The organism is Pseudoxanthomonas sp. 97-1-1, from assembly GCF_057773125.1.
In genome coordinates, this window is the sequence record NZ_JBYMTJ010000003.1 from 371474 (window position 1) to 396642 (window position 25169).

The window sequence follows — 25169 nt, forward strand, 5'->3', positions numbered from 1 at the left end:
ACATTAGGCATGCGCTTGGCGGGCGGTCAAGGGCGGCCGGGGGCGTGGGAGCGACGCCCGTCGCGATACCGGGACCCTGATCGCCGCCGGCGTCGCTCCCGCAAGGGAATTCAGGAGGCGACGCGCATGCCCGAGCCGGGGTAGTAGTCGCGGATGAAGCGCAGGCACTGGTCCGGGCTCAGCGCCTGCGAGACCCAGTGGCCTTGGACTTCGTCGCAGCCGTGGTTGCGCAGGAACTCGTACTGGTCCCACGTTTCCACGCCCTCGGCCACCACTTTCAGCGCCAGCGACTGGCCCATCGTGATGATGGTGCTGGTGATTGCTTCATCGTCGGTATCGTGGGTGAGGTCGCTGATGAACTCCCGGTCGATCTTGAGCGTCGTCAGCGGCAGGCGCTTCAGGTACGCCAGCGATGAGTAGCCGGTGCCGAAATCATCGATCGCCAGCGAAATGCCCAGCCGGCGACAGGCGCGCAGCGTGTCCGCGTTCTGTTCGGGGCTGGCCATCACCACGCTTTCGGTCAGTTCCAGCTCCAGCCTGCCGGCGGGAACGCCCGTCTCCTGCAGGGTGCGCGCCACCACCTTCTGCAGGTCGCCGCGCTGGAGCTGGGTGGCGGACACGTTCACCGCCATGGAAAGTTCTTCCAGGCCTTGGTCATGCCAGTTGCGCAGGGTCAGGCAGGCTTCCCGCAACGCCCAGGCGCCGATCTCCAGGATCATCCCGGATTCTTCGGCCAGGGGAATGAACTGTGCCGGCGAGACCATGCCGAATTCCTTGCTGTCCCAACGCAGCAGCGCCTCCACGCCGGTGATGCGCTGGCGCGAGATCGACAGGCGTGGCTGGAACACCAGCGACAACTCGTTGCGGTCGATCGCGCGGCGCAGTGCGCTGGCGAGGATCGCGCGGTGCCGATTCTTCTCGTCCATCGACTCGGAGTACATCTCGTACGTGTGCCGGCCCATCGCCTTGGCCTGGTACATGGCGGTGTCGGCATGCTTCAGCAGTTCGGTCGGCACCTGCGCGTGCTCGGGATACAGGCTGATGCCGATCGACGGCGACACCGCCAGCTCCAGCCGTTCGCCGAAATTCAGCGGGGCACGGAACGCCTGGATGATGCGCTGTGCCACGGCCTCCGCGTCGGGCATGCCGTTGATGTCCTCCAGCACCACGGTGAACTCGTCGCCGCTCAGGCGCGCCACCGTGTGCTGGGTGCCCACCGTCTGCTGCACGCGCGCGGCGGCGGCGCGCAGGATGCGGTCGCCGGTGGCGTGGCCCAGCGAGTCGTTGATGTCCTTGAACCGGTCCAGGTCGATGAACAGCACCGCGACGTGCCCGTGCTCGCGGCGTGCACGCACGATGGCGCGCGACAGGCGTTCGGACAGCAGCGAACGGTTCGGCAGGCTGGTCAGCGTGTCGTAGTTGGCCAGGTAGCGCAGTTCCTGCTCGGCCCGCTTCTGTTCGGTGATGTCGGTGAGCACCTGCACGTACAGCGGGCGTTCGCCACTGGCATCGGGCACCACGTTGGTCTCGATGCGGCAGAGGATCTCCTCGCCGTCCTTGCGTACCTTCCAGATCTCGCCGGACCAGCGTCCGGTGAGCCGCAGCTCGCGGTTCATCCGTTCGAAGAACGCATCCTCGTGCTGGTCGCTGTCCAGCATGGTCATCGGCTGGCCGATGATCTCTTCTTCGGCGTAGCCGGTGATGCGGGTGAACGCCGGGTTGATGGTGATGAACTGGTGCGCCCAGTCCAGCACCGCGACGGCCTCGTTCATGCTGCGCATCACCTCGCCGGCGATACGGTGCTCGTATTCGGCATTCCGGCTGGCGGTGATGTCGCGCGCGGTGCCGGCGATGCGGATCGGCTGGCCCTCGTTGTCGCGATCGACCACCCGGCCGCGTGCGCGCACCCACACCCACGTGCCGTTGCCGTGCATGTCCATGCGGTGCTCGGACGTGAAGATCGGCGCCTTGCCCTGCAGGTGCAGGCGCAGGCGCTCCATCACCAGGGGCAGGTCTTCCTCGTGGATGGTCGGCACTTCGCCCTGCCGCGTGAGCACGGTGATGTCGCCCGTCTGCACGGCGGTCTCGTCGGCGCGCATGCGGTACAGCCTGCGCTGCACCAGGTCGTAGTCCCAGAACTGTTCGCCGGATGCCCATAGCGCCAGCTTCAGGCGCTCGTCGCGGTTGCGCAGGGATTCGCTGCGCAGCGGTTCCTGCGGCAACTGCCGGGCCGCCAGCCAGGCCTGCCACCAGCGGCGCGTGCCGATCACCACCACGCCCGCCAGCACCACGCCGGCAAGCAGCATGACCGGCACCCGGGACGACAGCGGGGACGCCGTTGCGAGGAGTGCGACGACAGAGAGGGCGTGCATGCGGGTGGACGGACCGTGCCGAGCCTGAGCGATGCTGGAGTGTAGGCATGCGTACACACGCACAACAAGCCGGGACGCGGGTTTTCGTTGCTACACTTGCGAGGTTGTCCGAAACCCTTGGCGGATTGCGTTCTTCTATGCCCGACCTTCCCGATATCGCCGACGTGACCGCCGCTTCCCGCCAGTTGGGACTGGCCATGGAGGCGCCGGAACTGCATGGCGCACTGTGTGGCTGGCTGGCCGGTGGCGGTGCCGCCGACGGCACCTGGCTGGCCCGTGCGCTGGCCGACGATCAACTGCCTGCCCCGGCCGGCGGCAGTGCCCTGGACCAGCTGCGCCAGACCGCCGTGGCGCAGCTCGAAGACCGCAGCTTCGCCTTCGACCTGCTGTTGCCGGCCGCCGACCGTCCGCTGGACGAGCGTGCCGAAGCGCTGTTCTCGTGGTGCCAGGGTTTCCTGGGCGCCTTCGGGCTGGCGACGGGCGCTTCGCCGCCCCTGTCCGAGGAAGGACAGGAAGCGTTGCAGGACCTCGCGCGGCTGGCCCAGGCGTCGGCCGAAAGCAGCGACGACGATGAAGATGAAGACGCGCTGGCCGAACTGGAAGAGTTCGTCCGCGTCGCCGTCCTGTTGCTGCATGGCGATTGCGTGCTCGGGCCCCGGCATCGCCGGAGCCTGAACTGATGAAGGCACTGGCCGGGATCAGCGCGGCCGAGTTCGCCCGCCGCCGCAGGCAGTTGATGCGGCTGGCCGGCAACGATGCCATCCTCGTCCTGCCCGCGGCGCCGGAGCGCGTCCGTAGCCACGACACGCACTATCCGTACCGGCAGGATTCTGACTTCTGGTACCTGTGCGGGTTTCCCGAGCCGGATGCCGTGCTGGTGCTGGTGCCGGGCCGCAAGCACGGCGAGACCATCCTGTTCTGCCGCGAACGCGACCCCGAACGCGAAGGCTGGGACGGCCCGCGTGCCGGCCAGGAGGGTGCGGTCAGCGATTACGGCATGGACGATGCCTATCCCATCGACGACCTGGACGAGATCCTGCCCGGCCTGCTGGAAGGGCGCTCGCGCGTCTACTACCACTTCGGCCGCGATGCCGATTTCGACCTCAAACTGATCGGCTGGGTGCGCCACGTGCGCGCGCACGTCAAGCAGGGTGCGCAGCCGCCGCACGAATTCCTCGAGCTCGGCCACCTGCTGCACGACCTGCGGCTGTTCAAGTCCAAGGAAGAAATCAAGCTGATGCAGCGCGCCGCCGACATCAGCGTGCTGGCGCACCAGGCCGCCTACCGCGCCGCGAAACCCGGCATCCGCGAGTACGAACTGCAGGCCGACGTGGAGCGCGTGTTCCGAGCCCACGACGCCTGGCCGGCCTACAACAGCATCGTGGGCGCCGGCCGCAATGCGTGCGTGCTGCATTACCGCGCCAATACCGCACAGGCACGCGATGGCGAGCTGGTGCTGATCGACGCCGGCGCCGAATACCGTGGCTATGCCGCCGACATCACCCGCACCTTTCCGGTCAATGGCCGCTTCACCGCCGCGCAACGCGCGCTGCACGACCTGGTCGGCGACGCCCAGCGCGCCGCGTTGTCGTGCGCGCGCGTCGGCGTGCCCTACGAGGCCGGGCACGTCGCGGCCGTGGAAACCCTCACCGAAGGCCTGCTCAGGCTGGGCCTGCTGAAAGGCAAGCTGGAAAAGAACCTCGCCGAAGGCACCTATCGCCGCTTCTACCGCCACAAGACCGGCCACTGGCTGGGCCTGGACGTGCACGACGTGGGCGACTACCGCATCGAGGGCGAGTCGCGCCTGCTGGAGCCGGGCATGGTGTTCACCATCGAGCCCGGCCTGTACGTCGGCCACGATGACGAGACCGTTGACCCGAAGTGGCGCGGCATCGGCATCCGCACCGAGGACGACGTGCTGGTCACCGACGGCGAGCCCGTCGTGCTGACCGACGCGCTGGCACGCAGCGCCGATGAGATCGAGGCGGCGATGGCGGGGTGAGGGGCACGGCGTGGCCAAGGAAATTTTCCTCGCTGCCGAGCCGTTGAGCCTCGCGCCCGCACCTCGGTGGTTCAACGTCGAGGCGACAAGCCTTGCGCCCGAACCGGAATGGATCGACCGCAAGGCGAACTGCCTTCTCGCCTGACCTGAAAGCATCCCGATGCCGAGGCAAACTTCCTTGTCATCCCACCTTCGAGGTGCGCGGCCGAGGAAATTTTCCTTGGCGGCGTTCCAGCGTGCCTTGCGGTCGAGGAAAAAAGCCTCGCCGTCGAAGTTCGATGTCTTGCGTGCGCCCCTTCTTGGGTCGGGGTCTCACCGTGGCGGCGTGCTGAGCGCGGTTAACCCCGCAGAGGGGCTATGTCGTCCGGGAGTACCTTCCGTGCAGAAGAAGGCTGACGGTGTCGGGCTTCGCTGCGCTCACCCCGGCCTATGGTTCTGAAGACGAGGCGATCTACACCTTGTCAGTTGACACATCCATCCAGGATGTCTTGTCGTTCGTATCTGGACCGCCCGAACTTTTCAACATAGAGAGCGTTGGCGCGCATCTCTACGACGTTCAGTTCATCGCCTTTGAGGTGCCGTGATTGCTCAGCGGCATGGAGCGCGTACTGCGAAGCCTTGAGACTATCTGATGCTCCCAGCTCGGCAAGCCTGGCGATCATGTACTTCTGATCAGGCCGAAGCCCCGTGTTTGCTGACAATCCTCTCTGCTCACCGAGATTCGATGCCAGAGCGATGATGGGGCGCCAATGGCCTTGATGTATTGCTCTGTCGAGCAGCCTGGGCACGTCCTCGCGATAATTCTGGCCAAGCTCCTCGTACTCTTTGTGATCTTCCGGCGGCGTCTGCCATCCCGCCAAGGCGTAACAAGTCATGGCATCCACGTCTCCATTCGACGCCGCTCGTCTCGCCGCAGCATAAATCTGCAGGGACGCTTGGGTAGCGTCGGTACTTGATGCCCAATGGGAACACCGACTCTCGTCTCTCTCCAGACGCTGCATGACGTTCTTGGCGAACTCCTGCTGGTCCCTTGGCAACTTTTGGAAGAGCTCTGGGTTTCCGAGTGGAGATGAGGGGTCGCTCATCTTCGATGCATAGAACTCCTTCAGTCGCTTGTACGAATGGCACGACTTTATCTCGCTGTAGTCAGTCGGCACTTGCGTGGTTTGATGTGCAACGATGGTTTTGACCGTAGTCGATTCGTGAGCCCTATCCTTAGGGCGATCTTGAAGTGAACCACTCCTCGGAGAAGTGGGCTCTGCCTGTGTCTTGGCCGATAGCGACTGGTTTCCGCTATTGCTCAATAGCTGGGAGACAACTGCTGCGCTGCCCAGCAGTGCTGCGGCGAGGATCACGTACTTAACATATCCACGTTTCACGCAGACTTCTCTCATCGATTGAACCGTCCAGCTCAAAGCCTACATGCTCGTCGAGGTCGTGTACCACTGCGACCCTTCCTTGCCCGGATGTGTCGCTCTTCTTCCGGCGAGTCTCATTCACGAGCAAGCACGCCACGCGTGCACGCGTCCAAAGCTTGCGCATGACCTGTCCGTACCGGCCCGTGTGCCATTGAATCTGGCTGGTCCCAAATAAAGACCCGCGTCCAGGCTCGCTGCCCCCGCCATCCGTTGCGCGACATGGGGTGACTCAGTCCAATCCCCGTACATCACGGACCCACAGCTGCCGCCAACGGAACGCCTTGTCGTCGGGCGCCAGCATCTGGGGCGAGGAGGACACCGACGGGGCGAAGGCCTCGCGGGCTGCCAGACATACGGCGTTGACCGCGGCATACCGGTGTGCGCCTTCTTGGAACAGCACGCCCACCAGCACGCCGCACTCGCCACACAGCAGGAACTGAGCCGCCAGGGAGCCCTGTCGGTACCGGCGAAGGCGATCGGCCTGTGCGCGGATGACCAGTTGGCCGGCGGGATCGGATATCCATGCGGCGCCGTGCGCCCGGCAGAAGCTGCAGTCGCACGCGCGCGGCGAAGTCGTTTCCGGTGTCAGGGCGGTGGAGAAGGCGAGGGTGATCGCGCCGCAATGGCAGCCGCCTTCAAGCGTGGGATGTGCCGCGGTCATGGGCGTGGATCAGCCTTCGTCCGGACGCCAGGCCGGGGGCGTCTCGTTGGTCACATCCTGCGCGCGGGCACGGGCGGCTTCCAGCGGCCGGATCTCCAGCGTCAGGCCGTACGCGAGGCAGGGATTCTCGGCGGCGATCCGTGCGGCGGCGTCCAGCGAGTCGGCGACGATGAACCAGTAGCCGCCCACGAGTTCTTTCGCCTCGGCAAACGGTCCGTCGGTGACCCCGTCGCGCGATACCTGTTTGCCGCGGTTTTCCAGCCGGCTGCCGGGCTTGAGCACGCCCTCCGCCACGCCGCGCTCATACCAGATGTAGAAGCGGTCGATGGCGTCCTGCACGTCTTCTTTCGATGCGGTTTCGTCCCACTGGCCACGGGAGATGAGGAGATAGTCGGAGCTCGTCATGGGCGTGCCTATCCGGAGTGAGGTATGCCGAGGCCAGATTATGCGGGCTTATGGACGCTGGGGCGGTGACTGCGGGCGCGGTGCCAGAAGCCTTATCGGCGTTATGCCGTGCCGTTGCTCGGCCGCATGGGCAATGACGGCCAATTCCGCGATATTCAACTGGTAGAGCTCCAGGAACGCGTCTTCCAGTGGCGAGGTTACCTGGATGAACTGGATATCGTCGCCGCCAGCGCTGGAGAGTCGTCCGCAGCGTCCGCGCAGATGCTGTCCCAGCGAAAGTCCTTCCCGCAGCAGGATGCCGTCCAGGTCGGCGAGCAGCCGTTCCGTCTGCTCGCGATAGCGCACGCCCAACCGACTGACGTGCTGGCGCAGGGAAGGATCGTTGCCGCGCATGCCGCTATGCAGCCATAGGCAAACGCGTCCCTCGTTGAAGACGCGTTGCAGGCGGGGCCAGGCATCGTGCAGGTGCTGCAGCACGGCGAGGCGTGCCTGGGCGTCACTGCGTGCCGCATCGTCCAGCGTGGCGATGGCATGCTGCAGCCGGCGTGCGGACACGGCTAGGATGCGGGCGGCCAGCTTGCGGTCGGGCGTGTCTTCCGCCACGCAGGCGGCATGGTCTCCCCGCAACTTGACGCCATCGGGCAACGACCCGTCGGGCATGAGGAAGTCGACCTGCAGGTCGATCAACGTCACCCACAAGGAGAGCTGCCCAGCTTTTTCACGTCGGCGGTCCAGTCGTTGCCAGAGGCCGCTGGCATCGGGCCCCAGACGGCGAAGCTCATCCACGCAGGCCTGCCAACCGAAGGCCGACGCTGGCAGTCGCGATCCCTCCGACGGATCGAGCAGAGGTGCCAAGCCGATCATGCCGTTGGTGTAACGATCCCAGGCCCGCGTCAACGTCTCAGGAAGCCTGCCCAGCCCCAGCAACTGCGAGCCGTCGACCAGGTTGCGCGGACCGAAGTCCAGCTCCAGCCCACGGTAAAAATGTTCGGTCACGCTGCGGCACAGGGCGGGGAAATCGGCGAAGAGCGCGGCAGCGGGGCGTTCGTCGCGGAACAGTCCCATCGCCCGCAATGCTTGCGCGTTGGCAATACGCGCCTGGTCGGCGGGATGCGAATCCCAGTAGCGCGTTTCATCGTCCGCATCGAGCTGTTCCGTCACCAGGCGCCAGTCATCGTCAGTCCACTGGGCAAGTCGAAGGCCCACCGTGGCTGGCAGGTCGCTGACCAGCTTGCCCTCGCGCCAGATCTTGCGATTGAGTTGATCCACTTCATGCAGCGAGCGCGCAAGCGCACGCAGGCGCAGTGCCGTGTCCGCGAAGCCGTCGCTGCCGGCCACGATGGCCTCGTAGCGATCAGCATCGAACTCCATTTCCCGCGACAGCCGTTGGCTCATGCGGAAGCTCACCTGGAACAGGCCGCGCATCAGCATCCGCGTCAGCCACAGGCACCAAAGCGTGAACGCGCAGGTCAGTTGCGCGTAGCCGCCGTTGCTCTCGTCGGCGGCCCAGCGACGCAGTCGCTCATCCCAGTCATCGGGATGGTAGGCGCGCGATTCCAACCAGCGGTTCACGCCGTGGATGAGCACGGCAGCACGCATGCCGCCCTGTTGGGCAAAGTGCCCGAACTCGTGCGCCAATACGCCGACCAACTGCCGGGCATTCATGCCCGCCACGAGCGGCAGGCCGATGGTCAGCGTCTTGTGTCCACCCAACAGGCCTGCCAAGCCGGGGCTGAACTGCACCCAGGCATTGGCTTGGTGGCTGAGTCGTATCTCGCGCGGTGGCGGGATGCCAATGGCCTGGCTGAGTGCATGGACCGCGCTCGTGAACTGCATGTCGTCGTGGGGCGAGAGCGGTACGGCATCTGGTTCCTGTGCGCGAGGCGCGAACAATGGTTTGAGCATGAACAGGATGATCACCCCGATGGCGAAGCCAGGGACGATCCATGCCATCGCCACGAGCAGGTTGAAGCGTCCGCGCGGTGCCCAGTCTGCGTAGTAGTGGTAGCCCAGTGATGCCAGGCCGACGATCAGGCCGAGGTAAAACAAGGGCATCAGGCAGGAGAGCAACGCGACCAGCCACAGGAAAAAGGTGTACAGCGGTTTGGTGGGCGGGCGCGGGATCGAGCCCGGTGCCAGGCGCTGTAGGAAATGCGCAGGTGTATCGTCGTTGGCGGAGGAAGGAAAAGCGGTGGATACAGGTGCGGCAAGCGACATCGACTCGACTTCCATGGCAAGTGAGGTATCGCAGGATCACAGCAGTCGGTCGAGGCTTGCGTCCTCATGCATCACCTCGTCTCCCCTCGTGCCGCTCCTGCGTAGTGGCACGCCAGAAGCATATCAGTCCGTGAGAGAGCGAAGCAGGTCCTCGGCGATGCCAGCGTGCAATGCATCCATCAATGTTGCGCGTCTCACAATTCCGTGGGTGTCTGCCCACTCGCGATCGATTGCGTCACAGCGCAATGCGCGTATCGATTTGTCGAGTGGCAGCCAGGGTCCACAGGCTATGCGCGTCCCAGTGCCATGCCCAGCAACACACCCCACAGCCCCAGCACCGCCAGGAAGTTCACGGTGAACACCAGGCCGCGCAGGCGAACGTTCGCTGTCAGTATCTGCACGCCACTGTGCAGCAGGCGGCCGCCGATGAAGAACCAGGCCAGCGCGACGGCGGTGCGGCTGGTGCCGAGCAGCATCAGCAGCACACAGGCCACATGGAAGAACAGTGGCCACTCGAACTGGTTGGAGAGGTTGGCGCTGATGCGGGGTTCCATCGTCGCGAAGGGATTGCCGCCGTCGGCGCGCCGGCCGATGCCCCAGATCGCCGGTGCACGCGCCACCGTCAGCAGCCCGTACAGCAACGCCGCGAGCGTGACGTGCGCCGTCATCGGCAGCAGCAGGGTCGTATCCATGGCCATGGCCTCTTACACCGGCATGGTGGACAGGTATGCCGCGCCGAGGGCGGCGCACAGTCCCAGCAGGATGATGAAGCCGAAGCGCAGCCGGAATGGGATGGAGGGCTTGCCATACCGCTGTTCGGCTTGTCGCCGGTCCAGCCGCCAGCCGTGGTTGCACGCCGGACAAGCGAGCTGATAGCGCCTGCCATAGACGAAGCCGAACAGCAGGTCGAACTCGCCGTACTTGTATGCGAGCTGCGGCTCGAAATCGCGCATCTCATCGCAGCGTGGGCAATGCTGCGGTTCCGGCTCGCCCACCGGCACGGTGCGCTCACCCTGGCCGATCATGAACATCATGCGTGCGGTTCCCTTGCGGCATGCCCATTCCCCATGGGCAGCACGATTCTGTGACCGCACCGTAGCGCCGTCAAACAGCTGCCTGTGCGCAGGCTCAGCCCGCCTCCGCGAACGCCGGCCGGGTCAGGTTGTCCGCATCACCATCCGTGCACAGCACTTCGTCCTCGATGCGGATGCCGCCATACGGGCGGAACGCATCCACGCGCGACCAGTCCACGCTGGCGGCGTGGCCGTTCTTCTTCACCTCGTCCAGCAGCAGGTCGATGAAGTAGAGACCCGGTTCGATGGTCACCACCATGCCCGGCTCCAGTACGCGGGTCATGCGCAGGTAGGGATGGCCGGCGGGGCGTTCGATGCGGCCGCCGCGGTCGCTGGCGGCGAAGCCGGCCACATCGTGCACCTGCAGGCCGATGGGGTGGCCCAGGCCATGCGGGAAGAACGCCGCGCTCACGCCGGTGGCCACGGCGGCTTCCGGCGACACGGTGATCACGCCGAAGTCCTTCAGGATGCCCGTCAGGGTGAGGTGCGCATCCACGTGCAGCTGCCTGTAGTCCACGCCGCTGCGCACGCCGGCGCACATCGCCTGCTGCGCGGCATCGACCGCATCGATCATCGCCTGGAACTCGCTGCCGGTGTCGTAGGCATGCGTGCGCGTGATGTCGCTGGCATAGCCGTGGAAACTCGCGCCGGCATCGATCAGGAAGCTGCGCAACGGGTCGGGCGCGACGCGCTGCAGTTCGGTGTAGTGCAGCACCGCGGCATGTTCGTTCAGGCCGATGATGTTGCCGTAGGGCAGGTCGTTGGCGTCCTGGCCCACCGCGGAGCAGTAGGCCATGTGGATGCCGAACTCGCTCTGGCCCGCGCGGAACGCCGCCTCGGCGGCGCGATGGCCGCGCACGGCCAGGCGCTGCGCCTGGCGCATCAGGGTGATCTCGTACGGCGTCTTGTAGGAGCGCTGGTACTCCAGGTACTGGATGACCGGCTCGGGATTGTTCGGTGCGTAATGCGGGCCGGGAGCTGCGCCCAGCGCGCTCTGCGGCTCGCCAAGGATCGCGCTGCGCGCGGCGGGCGGCAGCAGGGCGAGCGCTTCGTCGGGCTTGCGGATGATGTGGATGTCGAAGTGGTCCACCCACCAGCCGCTCGGTGCGTCCGGTACCACATGCCAGTAGTCGAACGGCTGGTAGAAGATCACCTTCGGGCGTTCGCCCGGCGTGTACACCAGCCAGCTGTACGGCACGCGCGTCAACGGCAGCCAGGCCTTGAACTGCGGGTTGACCGCATACGGATAGTCGCGGTCGTCGAAGACCTGCCAGTGCTGCGTACCACTGGGTACGACCAGGTGATCGAAACCGCCCCGCACCAGGGCTTCGTCGGCGCGGCGCTTCATCGTCGCCAGGTGGTCGGCGTAGAGCGGGACGAGGTCGGTGTCGAAGGAGGCGGGGGCGTTCATGGCGGCGGCTCGTGCGAAAGAGCCGCCATTTTGCCGCATCCGGCCCGCGCAGGCCGTGGCGTGGAGCCTACTCGGCCTCGGGCCCGGCATTGACCCACTGGCGCAGACGCTCCAGCGGCTCGCGGTCAATGGTCAGGAAGCGCAGGCCGGCGAAGGCCTGCCCGGGCGTATTGGCCTGGGCGGACCACAGCAGGTGTGCGCCCACGTCGATCGGCACGTCCTGGCCACGTTCATCGCGCAGGTGGAAGCGTAGCTGGTACAGCGCATCGTCCACCACCGGTTCGGTGGCGACCAGCAGCATGCCCGACTCGGAGAGGTTGCCCAGGCGGCCGATGACCTGTTCGGTCATCAGGTCGAACACGGGAACGGACTTGGGCACGCTGCGTCGGCGGGCACGGCGGAACTCGCGCATCATGCGGCGTCTCCTGCGGCTTCGGTCTCGCCACGGCGGCCAGTGAGGCTGCGCAGCGCACTGAGGGTGGCGTTCCATGCACGGTCGATCAGGCGGCCGCGGTCTTCGGTGACCACCTGCGCCTGACCCTTGGCCATCAGGTGCGCGAGCGTGTCCAGCGAGTGCTCGCCCACGCGCTGGCCACGCTGGTTGACGAACAGCGCATTGCCGGTGACCGGGCTGAACCACGACAGGCGCTGCCGCTGCAGGTCGCCCTGCTGGTTGCGGGTGAACTCGAACCAGGTGCCGAACGGCAGCGTGCGCAGGTAGTCGTAGCACTCCTGTTCCTGCGGCGTGCGCGGCTGCGCCGGCTTCTTCTTGATCTCGCCCTGGCCACCCAGCCGTGCACGTGCCTTGAGGCGCGCGGTCAGCTCGGTGCGCGACGTGGTTTCATCCTCCTCGGCACTCGACAGGCGACGCGCGATCGCGGCCGCTTCGTCTTCGTGGTAGCCCACCTGCACCAGCGATTTCTCGATCTTGTCGGCCAGCGCGGGGCTCGGTTCCTGCGAGGTGGTGGTGGCGGCGACGATCTCCAGCGTGGTCTGCAGCTGGTCGGTCCACTCGGTGGACGATTCGCCGTTGCGCAGCTGCGTGAGCGTGAGTACGTCGGCCCAGGCCTGGCTGAGCAGGGCCTGCACGAACTTCTGTGGCTTGGCCTCGGCCATCGCGGATTCGATGGTCTCCGCGGCACGCTGCTTGGCGACTTCCAGCCGGTCCTTGCCGCGTGCGGCCTCGATCTGCCGGCGCTCGGCCAGTTCGGCCTTGCGCGCGGCGGCCTGCAGGTGCTGCTGGACATCGCGGTTGGCGTCCTCGAAGACGGCTTCGTCGCCTTCGTAGGTCTCGACCACCGCCTCGACCGCGCGATGCAGTTTCTGCACCAGCTGCGGATCCACGTCCTCGTCGCCCAGCCAGGTGGCGCCGGATTCGGCCACCGTGTTGAGCAGGTCGCGCGCCGGGTGCTGCGCGCGCAGGAAGAAGTTGCGGTCGCGCAAGGCGGCCTGCACGACCGGGACCTGCAGCCGCACCAGCATGTCGGCGGCGGGTGCGTCGTGCTGCACCTCGCGCTCGATTTCGTTGTAGAGCAGGTCCAGCAGTTCGAAGGTGTCCGAATCCGCGCTGGCCAGGGTGGCGTTGGGGCCGTGCTTGGCACGTACTTCGGCCAGCATGGCCTGCTGCAGGTCGGCCACGGTGCGGCGCGGCTGGTCGGGCGCACGCGGTGGAAGCGGTGCCGTCTGCAGGGCCTGCAACGTGCTCAACACATCGGGCGTGGGCAGCAGCCGGTGGGTCGGTGCGGCCGGTGCGGTCGCGCCGGTGGCATCGCCCGTCGGGGCGCTGCCCTGGCCGCCGCCCTGGTCACTGCCTTCTCCGGTGCCAGTGCCCCTTCCCTGGCCACCCTGTCCTTCGTGGCCACCCAGGCCGCCGAGGCCACCCGCGCTTCCGTATCCGCCGGAGGTCGCGAGGGCATGGGCATCGGCTTGCAGACCGCCGCGCCGGATGGCGAGCAGCTTCTGCAGCACTTCGAACGAACCTGCGGTGTTGTCGGCCGCCGGTGTTTCCGCCGCAGCCGGTGTCGCGGCGGCGCTCGACGGTGCCGGCGGCGATGACCCGCCGTGGCCCGGTTCGGGTGCCCTGCCGTCGGTCATGGCGCCGGCGACAGCCTGCAGCTGGTCCGGCGTCAGCGTGGCCCAGTGCGAGGCACCGGCCTGGCCCTGCCAGGCGGTCATCGGGCGTGGTTCAGCACTGCCCTCGTCGAGCGGGTGCCGCCGTATCGCTTCCTGCACGCGGCCCCGGCGCGGCATGTAGACCAGCCCCGGCAGGATGCCCTCGCGCGACAGGAACTGGTTCACCGTGCTGGCCCACTCGCTGTAGTTCAGCATCACCTTGTGGTCGAAGGTGCGGTAAAGCACCAGCTGCGCATCCAGCGACAGTTCCAGGCACGTCGCAGCGTCCTTCAGCACGTGGCAGAGGCGGTTCGGCCCGAGCGGCAGGGTGTCCGCGTCGTAGGCGGGCGCGCGGGCGAGGACGCCAAAGCGCTGGCCCAGCATCAGGATCTGTGCGTTGCCGCGCTGCTCATGCCGCCGCGCGACTTCGCGCAGCACGATCTCCTGGTCCATCACCGCATCTTCCACCAGCGTCAGTGTCTGGTAGTCAAGGCGGGGCGCCGTCGACGCATTCGCTTCGGCGCGCGGCGCGCGGAGGCCCGCCAGTTCGCCTTCCAGGCCGAACATGTAATGCGGGACCAGTTCGGTGCGGTGCTTCTGCAGGGCGCGCAGGTCGACGAAGATCTGTGTCTGCAGGTGGTTGCTGCGGGCGTGCTCCGCCTGCTTGAACAGCTGCTGCTCGAACTCCACCAGCATTGCATTCAACGCGGTGATGAAGTCCGGCGAGACATGGTCGAACAGGTTCTGCAGCACGCGGCGCACGCGCGGCGGCAGCGCGGCCGATGCGATGGTGGTCGGCGCGGCGGCAGGCGAAGGCGATCGTGGCGCGGTCATCGGTGCAGTGAGCTCCCCTGTAGCCCCATCATTATCACACCCTGCGTTGCCTGCGCATCCATCCGTCGCCACGCGGAGAGGACGTGGGCTTCAGGCGTCGAGGAACAGTTCGATCACGTCGTTGGTGAACCGGCGGCCCAGAGCCGTGGGCCGCACGTGGGTGTCGGACAGGTCTAGCCAGCCATGCCGCCTGGCCTGTTCCAGCGCCGCCTCGATCGTTGCCACGGGCAGTCCGGTGGTGGCGGTGAAATCCGCCAGCGCAAAGCCTTCCTGCAGCCGCAGTGCATTGAGCATGAACTCGAACGGGCGGCGCTCCGGCGTGATGTCGTCATCGCCGCCGATGGCCTGCGGCGTGCCAGCGGTCGCCAGGTAGCTCGTGGGGTGCTTCACCTTCCAGCGACGCAGGATCTGCGCGGTGGCGCCCACGGTGATCTTGCCGTGCGCGCCGGCGCCGATGCCGATGTAATCGCCGTAACGCCAGTAGTTCATGTTGTGCGCGCAGCGACGGCCGGGCTGCGCGTAGGCGCTGACTTCGTAGTGGCCATAGCCGGCAGCGGCAAGCAGTGCCTGGCAGTGTTCCTGCATGTCCCAGGCGTGGTCGTCGTCGGGTATGCCCTGGGGCGGCCGCGAGAAGAACACCGTGTTCGGCTCCAGCGTCAGCTGGTAGTGGGAGATGTGCGCGGGTCGCAGCGCGAAGGCGCGTTGCAGGTCATGTTCGGCCATGGCCAGGGTCTGGCCGGGCAGGGCGTACATCAGGTCGAGGTTGATGTTGTCGAAGCCGGCATCCTGCGCCAGCTTCACGGCCTGCTCGGCCTCGCGGCTGTCGTGGATGCGGCCCAGCTTCTCCAGGCTCCCGTCGTCGAAGCTCTGGATGCCGAAGCTGATGCGGTTCACGCCGGCCGCGCGGTAGCTCTCGAAACGGCCATGCTCGGCGGTGCCCGGATTGGTCTCCAGCGTCACTTCCAGCCCCGGTGCGAAGCGCAACCGGCTGCTGGCGGCCTGCAGGAAGCGGTCGATGGCCTCCGGCGGGAACAGGCTGGGCGTGCCACCGCCGAAAAAGACGCTGTGCACCGTGCGCCCCCAGACCAGCGGCAGGTCGTGGTCCAGGTCGCGCAGCAAGGCGTCGACATAGGCATCGAACGGTAGCTCGCCCTTGCCCTGGTGCGAGTTGAAATCGCAGTAAGGGCATTTGCGCACGCACCACGGCATGTGGACGTACAGCGACAGGGGAGGCGGGATCAGCATGGGTCTATTGTAGGAGCGGGCTTCATGCCCCGCATGGGGTACATGCCAGAGACGCTTCGTGCGTGGCCGCAGGGCAATACATCGCGCCCATTTGCCCCGATGGGGCATGAATACCCCGATGGGGCATGAAGGGCGCGCCTACAGGATCGTCCGCAGCCGCTGCTTCAATCCGGCCAGCGCCTTGCCGCGATGGCTGATGCGGTTCTTCTCGTCCAGCGGCATTTCCGCTGCCGACTGGCCGAACTGGGGGTCGAAGAACACCGGGTCATAGCCATGTCCGCCGGTGCCGCGGCGCTCATGCAGGATGCGGCCCTGCCACTCGCCTTCGACGATCAGCGGTTGCGGATCGTGCGCATGGCGCAGCAGCACCAGGACGCAATAGAAGTGCGCGCCACGTTGTTCGCCAGGCGTGTCCTTCAGGGCGTCCAGCAACTTGTCGATGTTGCGGTCGGCATGGCCGTGCTCGCCGGCGTAGCGAGCCGAATACAGGCCGGGCGCACCGTTCAGCGCGTCCACGCAGATGCCGGAATCATCAGCCAGTGCGGGCAGCCCGGTCTGCAGGCTGGCATGGCGCGCCTTGATCAGGGCGTTTTCGATGAACGTGGCGCCGGTTTCGTCGGCATCCTCCACGCCCAGGTCGGACTGCGCGATGAGTTCGATGCCGGTGTCGGCCAGCAGGCTGCGCAGTTCTTCCAGCTTGCCGTGGTTGGACGAGGCGAGAACGAGCTTCATGTCGGATCAGTCCTTGGGTTGCAGCAGGTCCCAGCGGTTGCCGTAGGCATCGCGGAACACGGCGACGGTGGCGTAACTCTCCTCGCGCGGGATTTCGAGGAACTCGATGCCGGCGGCGACCATGCGTGCGTGGTCGCGCCAGAAGTCATCGGTCTGCAGGAAGAAACCCACGCGCCCACCGGTCTGGTCGCCGATGCGCGCGCGCTGTTCGTCGGTGCTGGCCACGGCCAGCAGCAGGCCGGTTTCGGTGCTGCCCGGCGGGGCGACATGCACCCAGCGCTTGCGGCCCTGATCCGTGTCCTCGCGCAGTTCGAAGCCCAGCGCGCCACAGTAATGCGCGATGGCGCGGTCGTAATCGTCGACCAGCAGGGTGACCAGGCTGAGGCGTTGTTTCATGTCGGCTTCCGTGGTGGTGCCCGGTTGTGGGAGCGACGTCAGTCGCGAAGGTCTATCGGTGAAGCCTCGTCGTGACTGACGTCGCTCCCACCGCGGATCTCAGCCCGCCAGCGCCGCCCGCTGCGCGGCGAACAACTCGCCGATGCCCTTCTCGCCCAGGGCGAGCAGCGCATCCAGTTCATCGCGGCGGAACGCGTGGCCTTCGGCCGTGCCCTGCAGCTCGATGAAGCCGCCGCCGTCGTTCATCACCAGGTTCATGTCGGTGTCGCAGTCGCTGTCCTCGGCATAATCCAAGTCCAGCACCGGCACGCCGCGGTAGATGCCCACCGACACCGCAGCCACCGCGCCATGGATCGGGTCGCGCTTGATCTCGTTGCGCGACTTCAGCCAGTTCACCGCGTCCACCAGCGCCACGTAGGCGCCGGTGATGGCGGCGGTGCGGGTGCCGCCGTCGGCCTGCAGCACGTCGCAGTCCAGGGTGATGGTGCGTTCGCCCAGGGCGCCACGGTCCACGCAGGCGCGCAGGGTGCGGCCGATCAGGCGCTGGATCTCCAGCGTGCGCCCGCCCTGCTTGCCGCGCGAGGCTTCGCGGTCGCTGCGGGTATGGGTGGAGCGCGGCAGCATGCCGTATTCGGCGGTCACCCAGCCTTCGCCCTTGCCGCGCAGGAAGCCCGGCACCTTGTTCTCCACGGTCGCGGTGCACAGCACGCGCGTGTGGCCGAAGCTGACCAGCACCGAGCCTTCGGCATGGCGGGTGTAGTTGCGCTGGATGCCGACGTCACGCATCTGGTCGGGAAGGCGGGCGCTGGGGCGGGAGAAGGACATGGGGGCATCCGCGATGAGGGGGGCGAAGTCTAGCAGTCCAAGCCGTTTGGCCCGGTTGGTCCCGCCGGCCCCGGTCCGCGCCACGCGTACTGCTAAGATGCGCCGCTCACTGGTCCGATGGGCTCCTGCATGATCCGCAGCATGACGGCGTTCGCCACCGCCGAGCGCGCCACCGATGGCGGCTCGCTTGCCGCCGAACTGCGCGCGGTCAACCACCGCTTCCTGGAACTGGGTGTCCGCCTGCCGGATGAACTGCGCGTGCTCGAACCGGCGCTGCGCGAACGGGTGGCCTCGCGCGTCTCGCGCGGCAAGCTGGACCTGACGTTGCGCCTGCGGGCGCCCGAAGGCGAGGGTGCGCTGCAGATCAATCCCCGCGTCATCGCACACCTGTCGGAACTGGCGCTGGAACTGTCTTCGCGCCTGCCCAACCTGCGTACCGAGCTGACCGACCTGCTGCAGTTCCCTGGCGTGCTGCAGAGCAAGGGCGTGGACATGGACGCGCTTCAGGCCGAGGCCCTGGCCTTGCTTGACGCGGTGCTGGACCAGTTCGTCGCGGCGCGCGAACGCGAGGGCGGCAAGCTGGTGGCGGCGATCCTGGAGCGCGTGGACGGCATCGCCGCGCTGGCGGCCGAAGTACGGACCCTGATTCCGCAGATCCGCGCGGGCCAGCGGCAGAAGCTGGAAGTGCGGCTCGCCGATGTGGCGCAGAACATGGAGCAGGGACGGCTGGAGCAGGAACTGGTGCTGTGGCTGCAGAAGCTCGACGTGGACGAGGAGCTCGACCGCCTCGACAGCCACGTCAAGGAAATCCGCCGCGTGTTCACCCAGAAGGAGCCGCAGGGCCGGCGGCTGGACTTCCTGTTGCAGGAATTCAACCGCGAAGCGAACACCCTCGGCTCCAAGTCCGTCGACATCCGCACCACCAACATCGCGGTGGAACTGAAGGTGCTGATCGACCAGATCCGCGAGCAGGCGCAGAACATCGAATGAAGCGCGGAACCCTCTACATCGTCGCGGCGCCGTCGGGCGCGGGCAAGAGCAGCATCGTCAACGCCGTGCTGGCGCGGGACGCGGACATCGCGCTGTCGATCTCGTTCACCTCGCGCGGCGCGCGTCCGGGCGAGCGCCATGCGCAGCATTACCACTTCATCAGCGCCGACGAGTTCAAGGCGATGATCCGCGCCGGCGACTTCTTCGAGTACGCCGAGGTGCATGGTGACTGGAAGGGCACGGCGCGCCAGTCGGTGGAGCCTCAGCTCGACGCCGGCAAGGACGTGCTGCTTGAAATCGACTGGCAGGGCGCCCGCCAGGTGCGCGAGAAGGTGCCGGACGCGGTCAGCGTGTTCATCCTGCCGCCGTCGCGCGATGCGCTGGAGCAGCGCATGCGTGCACGGGGCCAGGACAGCGAGGAAGTCATCCAGCGCCGGCTGGCCGCCGCCCGCGAGGAGATGTCGCACTACGCGGAGTTCGACTACGTGATCGTCAATGATGTGTTCGAGACCGCCGTCGAGCAGATGCACGCGATCTTCACCGCCAGCCGCCTGCGCCGGGAGGCCCAGGATGTCCGGCACGCCGGCCTGATTGCCACCCTTCTGGCCGAGTAGCGGTCCAGCTGCAGGAGGGGCGTCAGCCCCAACCGCAAGGCAATGGTGTTCGCTGGCCGCTGGCCGCTGGCCGCTGGCCGCTGGCCGCTGGTCGGGGCTGAAGCCTCCGCCTGCAAGGGATTGGCTTCTAACTAACTGATTTTCAAGGAAAGGCTTGCATTGCCTGGGCCGCCAACCTACAATCGCCGCCCCTTTCCCCATTCACTGGGCGGCCAACAGGCTGCCGGGAGCCCGCATGGCCCGCATCACCGTTGAAGATTGCCTGGAAGTCGTCGATAACCGTTTCGACCTGGTCACGATGGCTGCCAAGCGCGCCCGCCAGCTGGCGAACGGCGTGGAGCCGACCATCGACAACAGCGAACACCAGGACAAGCCCACCGTACTGGCGCTGCGTGAAATCGCCGCCCGCAGGATCGACAACGACCTGATCGACCGCGTCGAGAAGGCCGAGCGCGAGCGCGCCGAGCGCGAGGCGCTGGAATGGGCCGCCGCCGAAGTGGTCGCCGACGACGACCTGTCCAAGGGCGACGACTGAGATCGATCCCGCCTCGGGTTTCCACCGAAACCCGCGATGACCGGAAAGCCCGCGCAAGCGGGCTTTCTGCGTTTCAGGCAGGCGCGCGCGCGTTGCCGTTGCGACGTGACTGGCATAGGCTGGCGGCATGAGTTCAGGTCGCATCGCCAAGGCAGTCCGCACCCCCGCTTCGCCGCACGACGAAACGGTGCCGGAGTACGTCGCGCAGTTCGAGAAGACCGCGCGCTACCTGCCGAAGGACCAGCTGCCGTTGCTGCGGCGCGCCTGGGAGGTCGGTGCCGCCGCGCATGTCGGCCAGACCCGCAAGTCGGGCGAGCCCTATATCACCCATCCGGTGGCGGTGGCCGGTGTGCTGGCCGAACTGGGCATGGACGCGGAAACGCTGATCGCGGCCATCCTGCACGACACCATCGAGGACACGCCGCTGACCGGTGCGGAGATCGCGGCCGAGTTCGGCGAGTCGGTGGCCGAACTGGTGGAAGGCGTCACCAAGCTGGACAAGCTGAAGTTCCGCGACCGGCAGGAGGCGGCGGCGGAGAGCTTCCGCAAGATGCTGCTGGCCATGTCGCGCGACCTGCGCGTGATTATGATCAAGCTGGCCGACCGCCTGCACAACATGCGGACCCTCGGCGCGCAGAGTGCCGAGGCGCGTGGCCGCATCGCGCGCGAGACCCTGGAGATCTACGCGCCCATTGCCCAGCGGCTGGGCATGAACCTGGTCAAGTCCGAGCTGCAGGACCTGGGATTCCGCGCGCTGCATCCCTGGCGGCACGCCGTGATCGAGAAGCACATCCGCAGCCAGCCGGTGATGCGTCGCGAATCGATGGCGCAGATAGAGGCGCACCTGTCGCAGCGGCTGGCGAAGGAAGGCCTCGAGCATCGCCTGGTCAGTCGGGTCAAGACGCCCTGGAGCATCTACAACAAGATGCAGGGCGAAGGAAAAAGCTTCGACCAGGTGATGGACGTGTTCGGGTTCCGCGTCGTGGTCGATTCCGTGCCGTCGTGCTACCACGCGCTCGGCGCCGTGCATGCGCAGTACAAGCCGTTGGATGGTCGCTTCCGCGACTTCATCGCCATCCCCAAGGCCAACGGATACCAGTCGCTGCACACGGTGCTGTTCGGACCCTACGGCTCGCCGATCGAAGTGCAGATCCGCACCACCGAGATGGACCTGATCGCCGAACGCGGCATCGCGGCGCACTGGACCTACAAGTTCGGTACCGATACGCCCAACAGCGCGCAGAACCGCGCGCACGCCTGGATCGTCGAGCTGATCGACAACCAGCACGCGGCGGGCTCGTCGCTGGAGTTCCTGGAGAACGTCAAGGTCGACCTGTTCCCGGACGAGGTCTACCTGTTCACGCCGAAGGGGAAGATCCTGTCGCTGCCGCGCAATTCCACCGCGCTGGATTTCGCCTATGCCGTGCACACGGACGTGGGCAACCAGGCCGTGGCCTCGCGCGTGGACAAGAAACTGGTGCCGCTGCGCACCAAGCTCGCCAGCGGGCAGAGCGTGGAGATCATCACCGCCAAGTCGGCCGCGCCCAAGCCGCAGTGGCTGGAGTTCGTCGTCACCAGCAAGGCACGTACCGCGATCCGGCACCAGCTCAAGCAACTGGAGCACGAGGATGCCGTGCAGCTCGGCCACCGCATGCTGGACCGCGCGCTGGAGGACCTCGACAGTTCGCTCGAGCGCCTGCCGCAGCAGCGCCTGGAAGCCTTCCTGGCCGAGCACAAGTATCCGCGCCTGGAAGCCTTCCTGGCGGACGTGGCGCTGGGCAACTGGATGCCGGCGCAGGCGGCGCAGGCGCTGACCGCGTTCGCCGAGCTGCGTGCCGGCGGCCACTCCAAGCACTCGCAGGAAAAGATACTGATCACCGGTGGCGAGCGCGGCGTGGTCAGCTTCGCGCAATGCTGCCAACCCATCCCGGGCGACGAGATCATGGGTTACCACACGGCCGGCAAGGGCATCGTGGTGCACCGGCTGGATTGCCCCAATGTCACCGAGTTCCGCAAGTCGCCGGAACGCTGGGTGCCGATCGCCTGGGATGCGCGCGTCACCGGCGACTACGACGCCGCCCTGCTGATCGACGTGGAGAATCGTCCCGGCGTGCTGGCGCAGGTCGCCGCGGCGGTCGCCAAGAGCCAGTCGAACATCGAGCGCGTGGAATATCTGGAGCGCGACATCAACGTCGCCGTGCTGCGCTTCTCGATCCAGGTCCGCGACCGCAACCACCTGGCGGAAGTGATGCGGCGGCTGCGGCGCCTCAACGTCGTGCACGGCGTGCGCCGGCAGTGAAGTAGGGCGGGCCCAGGCCCGCCGTCGTGGCGCCCATGTTCGCAGTGTTGGCGATCTGCTTGGGTTGCCTGTTTTCATCAATGCGAAGGTGATCGGGTCGCGCGCGATGGCGGGCCTGGGCCCGCCCTACGTAGAATCGGCTATCCACTGAGGAGTCGCCCATGACCAAGCAGATCATCCACACCGATCACGCCCCCGCTGCCATCGGTCCGTATTCGCAGGCCGTGCGCGCGGGCAATACCGTGTACTTCTCCGGGCAGATTCCGCTGGACCCGGCCACCGGCAACCTGGTGGAAGGCGACATCGGCGCGCAGGCCCACCGTGCTTTCGACAACCTCAAGGCGGTCACCGAAGCGGCGGGCGGCTCGCTGGACCGCATCGTGCGCCTGGGTCTGTATCTGACCGACCTGTCGCAGTTCGCGGCGGTCAATGCGGTGATGCAGGAATATTTCGCCGCGCCTTACCCCGCACGTTCGACGATTGAAGTGTCCGGCCTGCCGAAGGGTGCGGCTTTCGAAGTCGATGCGGTGATGGTGCTGGAGTGACCGCGGTGTCCGCGCAGCGCTGAATTTTCTCTGCGCTGCACGGACATCCTGTATCCCGTCGGCAGAGGGGCAGTGGAGCAATCTGCGCTCTACGCGGGGCGCCGTCGCGTGTCGCTGGGTGTGTGCCCGGTCCAGCGTTTGAACGCGCGGCGGAACTCCCGCACATCGTTGAATCCTATCTGGCTACCGACGGTGGCAATGGTGGTTTCTTCGTCGTGCAGAAGTTCCAGTGCACGCTCCGTGCGGACGCGGTCGTGCACCGCGCTGAAGCTGGTGCCTTCCTCGGCGAGCTGGCGGCGCAGCGTGCGTTCGCTGAGGTGCAGCGCGGTGGCCACGTCGGTCATCTGCGGATTCTCGCGCAGGCGCGGACGCAACTGCCGCTCCACCGCCGCCGTGGTCTCGCCACGCAACGACATCGCCGTCAGCTGTGCCTGGCACAGCGCGAGCGCCTGCCGTGACGTCACCGGGTTGTAGCTGGCGAACGGCAGCTCCAGCCAGCGACGGTCCACCACCATGGCGTGCCGCGGCTGGTTGAAGCGGACCTCGCAACCGAACAGGTCGTCGTAGCGGGCAGCGTAGCGCGGTGCGGGATAGCCGAGTTCCAGCCGCAACGGACGGAAGTCCGGGCCCGCCAGTTCGCGCGCCAGCATCAGCGTGCTGGCGAACATTTCCTCGCACAGGAACGGCAGCAGGTCGGTGGCCTCTTCCGGTGCCGTCGCGATCACGGCCAACGCGCCTTCATCACGGTCTTCCAGTTCCAGATCCATCAGCGGCCCCAGGTTGCGCTGGTACTCGAGGCCGATCTGCACCGCATCGCCGAACGTGGGCGCGGTCTTCATCGCCAGCCCGAGCAGGCCGAAGTTGCCGCCGTTCTGCTTGCCGCCCATGGCCAGGCCGACGCCATCGATGGGCAAGGTGGGCAGGGCGCGGCGGATGATCTCGCTGGCCTGGCGGTAGGACACGCGGGCCTGCGGGTCGTGGATTTCCTGCACGTTCAAGCGCATGCCGGCGAACCAGCTCTCGGCATTCACACCGAATTCGCCGGCCAGCAGCACCAGCCCGCACAGCATGTTGGTGGGCAGATTGGCGATCGACAGGGGATTGCCCAGTCCGGTTTTCCAGCGCATCGAAGCCCCTCCAGCTTGTCCGCTTTGCCCCCCTTAGTATGCCGCTCCCGCCCTCCGTGTCATACGTGCCCGCACACCAGACTGGCCTGCACTACGCAGGCGTATGGGAGGGGAGACTCATGCAACGCAGCATTTCCTTGGCGATAGCCGGCGCGCTGGCGCTGCTGGCGGTGGGCTGCCAGCCCGGGACATCCGGGACCGACACCGTCGCGGCCGCCGATACAGGCTTCGCCGCCACCCTGCAGGAGCGCCTGCTGGATGCCAAGCGGGGTGATGTCATCGAAATCCCGGCCGGCCGCCACAGCTTCGACCGCAGCCTGAGCCTGCGCGCCGATGGCGTGACGATCCGGGGCGCCGGCATGGACAAGAGCGTGCTGAGCTTCAAGGGGCAGAAGGCGGGCGCGGAAGGCCTGCTGGTGAACGGCAACGACTTCACCATCGAGAACCTCACCATCGAGGATTCCAAGGGCGACGGCCTGAAGATCAGCGAGTCCGCGAACATCACCATCCGGGGCGTGAAAGTGCAGTGGACCGGTGGGCCGAGCACCAAGAACGGTGCCTACGGCATCTACCCGGTGCTGACGAAGAACGTGCTGATCGAGGACACGGTGTCCATCGGTGCGTCCGATGCAGGGATCTACGTGGGCCAGTCCGACGGGGTGATCGTGCGCCGCAGCCGCGCCGAACAGAACGTCGCCGGCATCGAGGTCGAGAACACGATCAACGCGGACGTCTACGAAAACGTCGCCACCGGCAACACCGGCGGCATCCTGGTGTTCAACATGCCGGGCCTGTCCCAGCAGGGCGGCAACATCCGCGTGTACAACAACAAGGTCATCGCCAACAACCACGAGAACTTCGGCGCCAAGGGCACACCGGTCGCCAGCGTGCCGGCGGGCTCGGGCATCGTCATCAACTCCAACGACGACATCGAAGTCTTCGCCAACGAGATCCGCGACAACGCAACGGCCAACATCATCGTGTCCAGCGTGTATTCCACCGGGTACAAGGACAGCAGCGCCTCGCCCAACTTCGATCCTTATCCCGAGCGCATCTTCATCCATGGCAACACGCTCTCCGGCGGCGGGGATTCGCCCGACGGCTTCGACCTCAAGGCGCTGAAGGTGGCGGTCTACGGCCTGCGCGGCAGCTTTCCCGACGTGCTCTGGGATGGCTACTTCAACCAGGATCGCGTGGTGGATGGCAGGAAGATCGGTCCGCAGATCTGCTTGCGCGATGTCAGCGGCGTGGTCAATGCCGACGGGCCCGGTGGCTACAAGAGCCCCGGCAAGGACACGAAGGCGCACGATTGCGAACTGCCGCGATTGCCCGCAGTCGACCTGAAGCGCGGTTGAG

The 25169-nt window shown here is 66.7% G+C and carries 24 protein-coding genes; 9 read left to right on the forward strand and 15 right to left on the reverse strand.

Annotated features, from left to right (window positions below):
• Window positions 1-110: 110 nt before the first annotated feature.
• The gene (locus AC3DET_RS13605; protein ID WP_488391970.1) at window positions 111-2372 is read right to left on the reverse strand and encodes a putative bifunctional diguanylate cyclase/phosphodiesterase; all 2262 of its coding nucleotides are present in this window, start codon (window positions 2370-2372) and stop codon (window positions 111-113) included.
• A 137-nt stretch (window positions 2373-2509) separates the two neighbouring features.
• Here AC3DET_RS13605 and AC3DET_RS13610 point away from each other — a divergent pair, with 137 nt between their 5' ends.
• Genes AC3DET_RS13610 through AC3DET_RS13620 form a run of 3 tightly spaced genes read left to right on the forward strand, consistent with a single transcriptional unit; the run spans window position 2510 to window position 4519 of the window.
• Entirely contained in the window at window positions 2510-3052 is a 543-nt protein-coding gene (locus tag AC3DET_RS13610; RefSeq protein ID WP_488391971.1) for a UPF0149 family protein, read from the forward strand.
• Window positions 3052-4374, forward strand: a complete 1323-nt coding sequence (locus AC3DET_RS13615) for an aminopeptidase P N-terminal domain-containing protein (RefSeq protein ID WP_192202137.1) — start codon at window positions 3052-3054, stop codon at window positions 4372-4374. Before AC3DET_RS13610 ends, AC3DET_RS13615 begins: the two co-directional genes overlap by 1 nt.
• 10 nt (window positions 4375-4384) lie before the next feature.
• Window positions 4385-4519: a hypothetical protein gene (locus AC3DET_RS13620; protein WP_488391972.1), complete on the forward strand. Its 135-nt coding sequence runs from the start codon at window positions 4385-4387 to the stop codon at window positions 4517-4519.
• Between the two features lie 316 nt (window positions 4520-4835).
• Here the strand turns inward: AC3DET_RS13620 and AC3DET_RS13625 are convergent, their stop codons facing one another.
• The 13 genes from AC3DET_RS13625 to rph form a co-directional block, all read right to left on the reverse strand.
• A complete protein-coding gene (locus tag AC3DET_RS13625) occupies window positions 4836-5753 on the reverse strand; it encodes a hypothetical protein (RefSeq protein ID WP_488391973.1) in 918 nt (305 codons plus the stop codon).
• A 268-nt stretch (window positions 5754-6021) separates the two neighbouring features.
• The gene (locus AC3DET_RS13630; protein ID WP_337731609.1) at window positions 6022-6453 is read right to left on the reverse strand and encodes a GFA family protein; all 432 of its coding nucleotides are present in this window, start codon (window positions 6451-6453) and stop codon (window positions 6022-6024) included.
• Between the two features lie 9 nt (window positions 6454-6462).
• Entirely contained in the window at window positions 6463-6858 is a 396-nt protein-coding gene (locus AC3DET_RS13635) for a YciI family protein (RefSeq protein ID WP_488391974.1), read from the reverse strand.
• Window positions 6859-6906: 48 nt separating this feature from the next.
• Window positions 6907-9090 carry a M48 family metallopeptidase gene (locus AC3DET_RS13640; protein ID WP_488391975.1) on the reverse strand — a complete coding sequence of 728 codons (2184 nt, stop codon included), beginning with the start codon at window positions 9088-9090 and terminating at the stop codon, window positions 6907-6909.
• A gap of 272 nt (window positions 9091-9362) precedes the next feature.
• Complete coding sequence (locus AC3DET_RS13645; protein WP_488391976.1) at window positions 9363-9767, reverse strand: MAPEG family protein; 405 nt, start codon at window positions 9765-9767, stop codon at window positions 9363-9365.
• 12 nt (window positions 9768-9779) lie between these two features.
• Window positions 9780-10109, reverse strand: coding sequence for a hypothetical protein (locus tag AC3DET_RS13650; RefSeq protein ID WP_337731605.1), 330 nt, complete (start codon window positions 10107-10109; stop codon window positions 9780-9782).
• 94 nt (window positions 10110-10203) lie between these two features.
• Window positions 10204-11559 (reverse strand): Xaa-Pro dipeptidase, encoded by a 1356-nt coding sequence (pepQ, locus tag AC3DET_RS13655; protein ID WP_488391977.1) that lies wholly within the window; start codon window positions 11557-11559, stop codon window positions 10204-10206.
• Between the two features lie 67 nt (window positions 11560-11626).
• A complete protein-coding gene (locus tag AC3DET_RS13660; RefSeq protein WP_192202128.1) occupies window positions 11627-11974 on the reverse strand; it encodes a PilZ domain-containing protein in 348 nt (115 codons plus the stop codon).
• Window positions 11971-14505 carry a DUF1631 domain-containing protein gene (locus AC3DET_RS13665; RefSeq protein ID WP_488391978.1) on the reverse strand — a complete coding sequence of 845 codons (2535 nt, stop codon included), beginning with the start codon at window positions 14503-14505 and terminating at the stop codon, window positions 11971-11973. The genes AC3DET_RS13660 and AC3DET_RS13665 overlap by 4 nt, the downstream gene beginning before the upstream one ends.
• Before the next feature lie 90 nt (window positions 14506-14595).
• On the reverse strand, window positions 14596-15750 hold the full coding sequence (gene hemW, locus AC3DET_RS13670) for a radical SAM family heme chaperone HemW (protein WP_488391979.1): 1155 nt from the start codon (window positions 15748-15750) through the stop codon (window positions 14596-14598).
• Window positions 15751-15888: 138 nt separating this feature from the next.
• Window positions 15889-16482 carry an RdgB/HAM1 family non-canonical purine NTP pyrophosphatase gene (gene rdgB, locus AC3DET_RS13675; protein ID WP_337731601.1) on the reverse strand — a complete coding sequence of 198 codons (594 nt, stop codon included), beginning with the start codon at window positions 16480-16482 and terminating at the stop codon, window positions 15889-15891.
• 6 nt (window positions 16483-16488) lie between these two features.
• Window positions 16489-16878: a VOC family protein gene (locus AC3DET_RS13680; protein WP_337731600.1), complete on the reverse strand. Its 390-nt coding sequence runs from the start codon at window positions 16876-16878 to the stop codon at window positions 16489-16491.
• A 99-nt stretch (window positions 16879-16977) separates the two neighbouring features.
• Window positions 16978-17703 (reverse strand): ribonuclease PH, encoded by a 726-nt coding sequence (gene rph / locus AC3DET_RS13685; protein WP_488391980.1) that lies wholly within the window; start codon window positions 17701-17703, stop codon window positions 16978-16980.
• Window positions 17704-17832: 129 nt separating this feature from the next.
• Between rph and AC3DET_RS13690 the strand changes: the two genes are divergently transcribed.
• From AC3DET_RS13690 to AC3DET_RS13710, 5 genes are all read left to right on the forward strand, one after another.
• A complete protein-coding gene (locus AC3DET_RS13690) occupies window positions 17833-18693 on the forward strand; it encodes a YicC/YloC family endoribonuclease (protein ID WP_337731598.1) in 861 nt (286 codons plus the stop codon).
• A complete protein-coding gene (gene gmk, locus AC3DET_RS13695; RefSeq protein WP_192202121.1) occupies window positions 18690-19307 on the forward strand; it encodes a guanylate kinase in 618 nt (205 codons plus the stop codon). The genes AC3DET_RS13690 and gmk overlap by 4 nt, the downstream gene beginning before the upstream one ends.
• Window positions 19308-19542: 235 nt before the next feature.
• Window positions 19543-19842, forward strand: a complete 300-nt coding sequence (gene rpoZ, locus AC3DET_RS13700) for a DNA-directed RNA polymerase subunit omega (protein WP_142125611.1) — start codon at window positions 19543-19545, stop codon at window positions 19840-19842.
• Window positions 19843-19969: 127 nt separating this feature from the next.
• The gene (locus tag AC3DET_RS13705) at window positions 19970-22141 is read left to right on the forward strand and encodes a RelA/SpoT family protein (RefSeq protein ID WP_446538216.1); all 2172 of its coding nucleotides are present in this window, start codon (window positions 19970-19972) and stop codon (window positions 22139-22141) included.
• 161 nt (window positions 22142-22302) lie between these two features.
• Window positions 22303-22686 (forward strand): RidA family protein, encoded by a 384-nt coding sequence (locus tag AC3DET_RS13710; protein ID WP_488391981.1) that lies wholly within the window; start codon window positions 22303-22305, stop codon window positions 22684-22686.
• Between the two features lie 89 nt (window positions 22687-22775).
• On the opposite strand, the gene AC3DET_RS13715 is transcribed toward AC3DET_RS13710, so the two are convergent.
• Complete coding sequence (locus AC3DET_RS13715; RefSeq protein WP_337731595.1) at window positions 22776-23813, reverse strand: AraC family transcriptional regulator; 1038 nt, start codon at window positions 23811-23813, stop codon at window positions 22776-22778.
• 119 nt (window positions 23814-23932) lie between these two features.
• On the opposite strand from AC3DET_RS13715, the gene AC3DET_RS13720 reads away from it, so the two are divergent.
• Entirely contained in the window at window positions 23933-25168 is a 1236-nt protein-coding gene (locus AC3DET_RS13720; protein ID WP_488391982.1) for a parallel beta-helix domain-containing protein, read from the forward strand.
• Window position 25169: the final 1 nt, after the last annotated feature.